We start from the raw sequence: 6,102 nt of genomic DNA, 5'->3' as shown, positions 1-6,102 counted from the left end.
TTAATCACGAATATGCAACGTCACAATGATAATTCATAATAAAAAACATCTTTTAAAAAGTTTTTAAAACTATTTTTCAAAAAACTATTGTAATTATTTCATACATTGGTATAATAAATCTTGTCGTTAAATATTATGGTTCCGTGGTGTAGCGGTTAACATGCCTGCCTGTCACGCAGGAGATCGCGGGTTCGATTCCCGTCGGGACCGCCATTTTATTTTAAATTATCAATCCACAAAGAAAGTAACCTTTCTCTGTGGGTTTTTTTGTTATATTAATAGAATGTTCACAACTTCTCCAGTGAGCGAGCAAGTTGTGTTTTTCTTAAATTAAGTGAATAATTGGATTGGATACACTAGAGAAAACATGTGTGAGGTAAAAAATATGACGTATATTAAACAAGTCGCAACGCTTGAAGAAACAGAGCAATTTGGTCAACGTTTAGGAGAACTTGTTCAAGCACAGGATGTTATTACGCTAGAAGGCGACCTTGGTGCTGGAAAGACGACTTTTACAAAAAGCTTTGCAAAAGGATTAGGTGTAGAACGTAATGTGAACAGCCCTACCTTTACAATATTGAAGCAATATCAAGGTAGATTGCCTTTTAATCATTTAGACGTATATCGTCTTGCAGATAGTGAAGAGGATTTAGGTTGGGATGAACTTTTTTACGGTGATGCAGTGACTGTCATTGAGTGGGCAAAGTTAATTGAATACGATTTACCAAAAGAGAGATTACAAATCGAAGTATTTTACGAAGATGAATTTGCTCGACGTTTTGAAATTACCCCGTTGGGTGAGCGTTATGAGCAATTATGTAAGGAGTTATTTGCATGATATGGTTAGGAATCGATACATCGAATGTTCCATTATCAATTGCAGTTGTTAAAGACAATCAACTTCTAGTTGAATGGACAAGCTCGATAAAAGTTACGCATTCAGTAGGAGCTATGCCTGCTGTTGAAGAAGCTTTAAAACAAGCAAATATTAAACCTGGTGACATTGATGCTATTGCAGTGGCTGAAGGGCCAGGTTCGTATACTGGTGTCCGCATAGGTGTCACTATAGCTAAGACTCTTGCTTGGACTTTAAAGATACCTGTAGTAGGAGTTTCAAGTCTTCTAACCTTAGCTGGGAATGGATCACTTTTCGACGGACTCATTTGCCCCATTATGGATGCTCGTAGAGACAATGTATTTTCAGCAATTTATACAAATGAGTTATTAACTGACTTAACAGATGGTCATTATGCTTTAGAGACCATTTTAGAGAAATTAGCAACGAGAGAAGAGAATATTTTATTTGTGGGGAAAGACGTATCAATCCACTGGGAAGCAATTCAACGAGTCTTGGGAGAGCGAGCAATTCGGGCTCCATTTAATCTTGAATTACCAAGAGCTTCTGTGGTGATCGAGCAAGCCATGAAGAAACCACTTCCTTCTATAGAAGAAACACATCATTTTGTACCTGATTATAAGCGTATTACTGAAGCTGAAACGAATTGGAAAGCAGATCAACTAAAGGCTGGCAAAGCAAATGATTGATACAGTCTTATACCGCAAAATGACGGTTGCTGATATTGATGGAGTATTGAAGATTGAAGAAGAGGCATTTAGTTTGCCTTGGACGAGAGATGCATTTGTTCAAGAAATGACGACTAACTTGCATGCTTATTATATTGTTGCAGAAAATGATCAAGGGCAAATCATTGGTTTCTGTGGCATGTGGATGATAATAGATGAGAGCCATATTACGAATGTAGCAGTGGCTGAACAGGTTAAGGGGCAAGGGATTGGTGAAGGTCTCATGCGCGAAGCAATTCGAGTTGCACGAGAACATGAAGTCGTTCTTATGTCTTTAGAGGTGCGAGTGAGTAATACGATTGCTCAGAATTTATATCGTAAACTGGATTTTAAAAATGGTGGAATTCGAAAAGGTTATTATACAGATAACCAAGAGAATGCACTGGTAATGTGGGTGGAATTTAAATGACTAAAGATCAAATCATATTAGGTATTGAAACGAGTTGTGATGAGACCGCTGCATCGATTGTTCGTAACGGTTGTGAGATCGTCTCAAACGTTGTAGCGTCACAAATAGAAAGTCATAAACGCTTCGGCGGAGTTGTACCTGAAATCGCTTCTCGTCATCATGTAGAGCAAGTGACGATTGTCATTGAGGAAGCGCTGAAGCAAGCAAACATGCAACCGAGTGACTTGGATGCAGTTGCTGTTACAGAAGGGCCAGGATTAGTCGGTGCGCTTCTAATTGGCATAAACGCTGCAAAAGCATTTGCGTTCGCACATCAATTACCTCTTGTAGGAGTACATCATATTGCAGGACATATTTATGCCAATCAATTAACAGAGCCTATGCAATTTCCTTTGTTAGCTTTAGTTGTTTCAGGAGGGCACACAGAGATTGTTTTGATGCCTGATCACGGTACATTTAAGTTAATTGGTGAAACACGTGATGACGCGGCTGGGGAAGCGTATGACAAAGTAGCGAGAGTTTTAAAACTTCCTTATCCAGGAGGTCCTCATATTGATAGACTTGCACACGAAGGTGTCGAACCCATTGCGTTTCCACGTATCTGGTTAGAAGAGGATTCATATGACTTTAGTTTTAGTGGGTTGAAGTCATCAGTTATCAACTATATGCACAACGCTGAGCAACGCGGAGAAGAGATAAAGCCTCAAGCAGTAGCTGCAGGTTTCCAAGACAGCGTGGTAGAGGTGCTAACTGCTAAAACTTTACGAGCTGCTAAAGAGTATAAAGTTAAACAAGTAATTGCTGCTGGTGGTGTCTCTGCTAACAAAGGGTTACGTAAATCGTTAGAAGATACCTTTGCAAAAGAAGGAATTCCATTTACGGTACCGCCACTGTTTTTATGTACAGATAATGCTGCTATGATTGCGGCCGCTGGTTCTGTCATGTTTGATAAAGGTATTGTTAACTCAATGGCAATGAACGGAAAACCCGGAATGACATTATTCGACTGGAATTAAGAAGAATCGATTCTCTCATTGAAGAGAATCGATTCTTTTTTTAGCAAAAATGAATTGAGTTGTCAATAGAGAACATCTGTACTTATGCACAATTTGTGGATAAGATGTGTATAAGTCAGTGGAATTCAATATATAGTGGTAGGTTTTCCGTTGGACATTGTGTATAAAAACTTTTTACCCTGTGGATAGTGTGGGTAAGTCTGTTGATAGATTGATATATCAACCTTTTGATTGTGAATAACCTTGTGGAGAGAAAAATGTCGAAAAAAGGACTTGACCCATATATATACTTGTTAAATTGTGAGAAAATACCGCATGTTTTGACATGCGGTACTTTTAAAATAGTTCTAATTCTTCTTCTAGTTCCATCCATTCCGTCATAAGCACTTCTTGATCCTCTTTAAAAGATTCAAGCTCTTTTTGAAGGACCACCAATTGTTCATGGTCTTGGAAGATAGCAGGATCACACAATTTTTCTTCAACAGCATTTATATTTTCTTCTATCACGCTTAGTTGACCTTCTAATTCTTCTAAGCGTCGTGTAATTTGACGTTCTCTTTTCTTAGCTTCTTTATCAATGGTAGAAGTAGATTGCTTTGTAGTAGCTGCTCCAACTTCAACCGGACCCGCTTGTTCAGCTCGAATTTCTTCAAGTTCTTTTTTCTTTTCAACATAGTAATCGTAGTCACCTAAATATTCGAAAGCTCCGTCACTTGATAATTCAATAACTTTTGTGGCAATCCTATTAATAAAATAACGGTCATGTGAAACAAAAAGGATAGTTCCAGGGTAATCAATTAGTGCATTTTCGAGAACTTCTTTACTATCTAAATCCAGATGATTGGTCGGCTCATCTAAAATCAAGGTATTAGCTTTTAACATCATGAGTTTGGCTAGTGCAACCCTAGCTTTTTCTCCACCTGATAAAGAAGAAATCGATTTGGTGACATCATCACCACTGAATAAGAAGCGGCCTAATACATTACGTACATCTTTTTCGTTCATTAATGGCCATTCATCCCATAATTCTTTTAGCACAGATCGATTGCCTGTAAGTTTTGCTTGTTCTTGATCGTAGTAACCGAATTGAACATTTGTCCCGTAATGAATCGATCCAGCAATTGGAGGAATATCTTTTACCACTGTTTTAAGTAAAGTCGATTTTCCCACACCATTTGGACCAACTAATGCGATTCGGTCTTCTCGAAATACACGAAGATCAACATCCTGTGAGACTGGTTTTTCCGAGTATCCTACTGTTACTTGTTCTAATTTCAGAACGTCGTTTCCACTTTGTCGTTCAATCGAGAAACCAAAGTTTGCCGATTTTTCATCTCCATTTGGAGAATCCATCCAATCGGTTTTCTCCAACACTTTACGACGAGATTGAGCCATTTTAGTGGTGGAAGCTCGAGCCAAGTTACGTTGCACAAAGTCTTCAAGTTTCGCTTTTTCTTCTTGTTGCTTATCGAATGTCTTCAAGTCTCGTTCATACGTCTTTGCCTTTTCATCCAAGTACGAACTATAATTTCCAACAAAACGTTTTACTTTATGACGAGAAACTTCATAAACAAAATTCACCACTTGGTCTAGGAAATAGCGGTCATGAGAAACGATTAAAATCGCTCCTGGATACCCTTGAAGATAGCGCTCTAACCAACTAAGTGTATCAATATCTAAGTGATTGGTCGGTTCATCTAAAATTAATAAATCCGGTTTGGTTAATAATAATTTGGCTAAAGCCAAACGCGTTTTTTGACCACCAGATAATGATTGAATCGGCTTATCGTATTCTTCTGGGAAGAATTGCATCCCATGTAACACAGAACGTGTATCCGATTCATATTGGTAGCCACCTGAATCTTTAAACGCGACTTGCTTTGTATCATAGTCTGACATGATGCGCACGTAAGTCTCTGAATTTTCATATACGGCAGGATCAGCCATTTGCTGCTCGAGTGAACGTAATTCTAGTTCAGCGGAGCGGTGATGCTCAAAAATCGTCATCATTTCATCCCATATTGATAAGTCAGAATCGATGCCAGCATGCTGCTCCATATAGCCGACTTTTGTACCTTTTGGAATGATGATTTCTCCAGAGTCGTACGACATTTCACCTGCGATTATTTTTAGAAGGGTCGATTTTCCGGCACCGTTCCTACCGACTAAAGCAACACGGTCTCTATGGTTTATTTCAAGTTTGACACCACTTAATATTTCATCGACAACAAACGTTTTATGTAATTGGTTCACTTGTAAGACAATCATTATTTCCACCTCAGTTCTCACTTAGTTTAATGGAAGCGTGTGGATGGCGCAACGGCTGACCTTTACTTCTTTCTTGTACTCATGTAAGATGAAAGCGATTTCGCTTGAATGCAGGAGGAACGGCATGAAACAAGAACCGCTTAAAATTCCACAAGCTACAACCAAAAGATTACCTCTTTATTACCGCTTTATCCAAAATTTTTCGAATGCGGGCAAGAAACGTGTTTCTTCACAGGAACTAAGTGAAGCCATGAAAATTGATTCAGCTACGATTCGCCGTGACTTTTCGAACTTTGGAGCCCTAGGTAAAAAAGGTTATGGCTATGATGTACAACACTTGCTATCGTTTTTCCGTCAAACGCTTGACCAAGATGAAGAGACGAATGTGGCATTAATCGGTGTAGGTAGCTTAGGTACAGCTTTTCTAAAATACAATTTCCACAAGAATCACAACACGCGCATTGTGGTTGCATTTGATACGAGTGCTACAGAAGACGGAATGTTGAAGAGTGATATTCCAGTTTTTGAGCCAAGCAAGTTAGAAGAAAAAATTAAAGAATATGGGATTGAGCTAGTGATTTTAACAGTACCTTCACGAGCTGCTCAAGAAGTGACAGATCGCCTAACGAAAACAGCGGTTAAAGGGATTCTTAATTTTACTCCCATGCGATTGACGGTACCTGATTCAATACGTGTACATACAATTGACTTGTCCGTTGAATTACAAACGTTGATTTACTTCATTAAACAAGATGAAGAAAGTTCACACATCGTTCATAGTAACAAATAGCAAACGTAGCATAAGTAAGTTAAAATAATAGTAGA

6 protein-coding genes and 1 tRNA gene are annotated in these 6,102 nt (G+C 38.6%); 6 read left to right on the top strand and 1 reads right to left on the bottom strand.

Annotated features, from left to right (window positions below):
- The first annotated feature begins 137 nt into the window (after positions 1–137).
- From WBG45_RS11510 to tsaD, 5 genes are all read left to right on the top strand, one after another.
- Positions 138–213, top strand: a tRNA-Asp gene (locus WBG45_RS11510).
- 172 nt (positions 214–385) lie between these two features.
- On the top strand, positions 386–838 hold the full coding sequence (tsaE, locus tag WBG45_RS11505; RefSeq protein ID WP_424414690.1) for a tRNA (adenosine(37)-N6)-threonylcarbamoyltransferase complex ATPase subunit type 1 TsaE: 453 nt from the start codon (positions 386–388) through the stop codon (positions 836–838).
- A complete protein-coding gene (tsaB, locus tag WBG45_RS11500) occupies positions 835–1,545 on the top strand; it encodes a tRNA (adenosine(37)-N6)-threonylcarbamoyltransferase complex dimerization subunit type 1 TsaB (RefSeq protein ID WP_424414688.1) in 711 nt (236 codons plus the stop codon). The genes tsaE and tsaB overlap by 4 nt, the downstream gene beginning before the upstream one ends.
- Entirely contained in the window at positions 1,538–1,993 is a 456-nt protein-coding gene (gene rimI, locus WBG45_RS11495; RefSeq protein ID WP_424414686.1) for a ribosomal protein S18-alanine N-acetyltransferase, read from the top strand. The genes tsaB and rimI overlap by 8 nt, the downstream gene beginning before the upstream one ends.
- Entirely contained in the window at positions 1,990–3,009 is a 1,020-nt protein-coding gene (gene tsaD / locus WBG45_RS11490; RefSeq protein WP_424414684.1) for a tRNA (adenosine(37)-N6)-threonylcarbamoyltransferase complex transferase subunit TsaD, read from the top strand. Before rimI ends, tsaD begins: the two co-directional genes overlap by 4 nt.
- A 336-nt stretch (positions 3,010–3,345) precedes the next feature.
- Here the strand turns inward: tsaD and WBG45_RS11485 are convergent, their stop codons facing one another.
- Positions 3,346–5,277 (bottom strand): ABC-F family ATP-binding cassette domain-containing protein, encoded by a 1,932-nt coding sequence (locus tag WBG45_RS11485; protein WP_424414682.1) that lies wholly within the window; start codon positions 5,275–5,277, stop codon positions 3,346–3,348.
- 124 nt (positions 5,278–5,401) lie between these two features.
- Between WBG45_RS11485 and WBG45_RS11480 the strand changes: the two genes are divergently transcribed.
- Entirely contained in the window at positions 5,402–6,067 is a 666-nt protein-coding gene (locus WBG45_RS11480) for a redox-sensing transcriptional repressor Rex (RefSeq protein WP_424414680.1), read from the top strand.
- Positions 6,068–6,102 lie beyond the last annotated feature (35 nt).

It is taken from the genome of Paenisporosarcina sp., from assembly GCF_049671445.1.
GTDB lineage: Bacteria > Bacillota > Bacilli > Bacillales_A > Planococcaceae > Paenisporosarcina.
The sequence above is the reverse complement of the archived record's forward strand: the minus strand, read 5'-3'. Positions and strand labels throughout refer to the sequence as shown.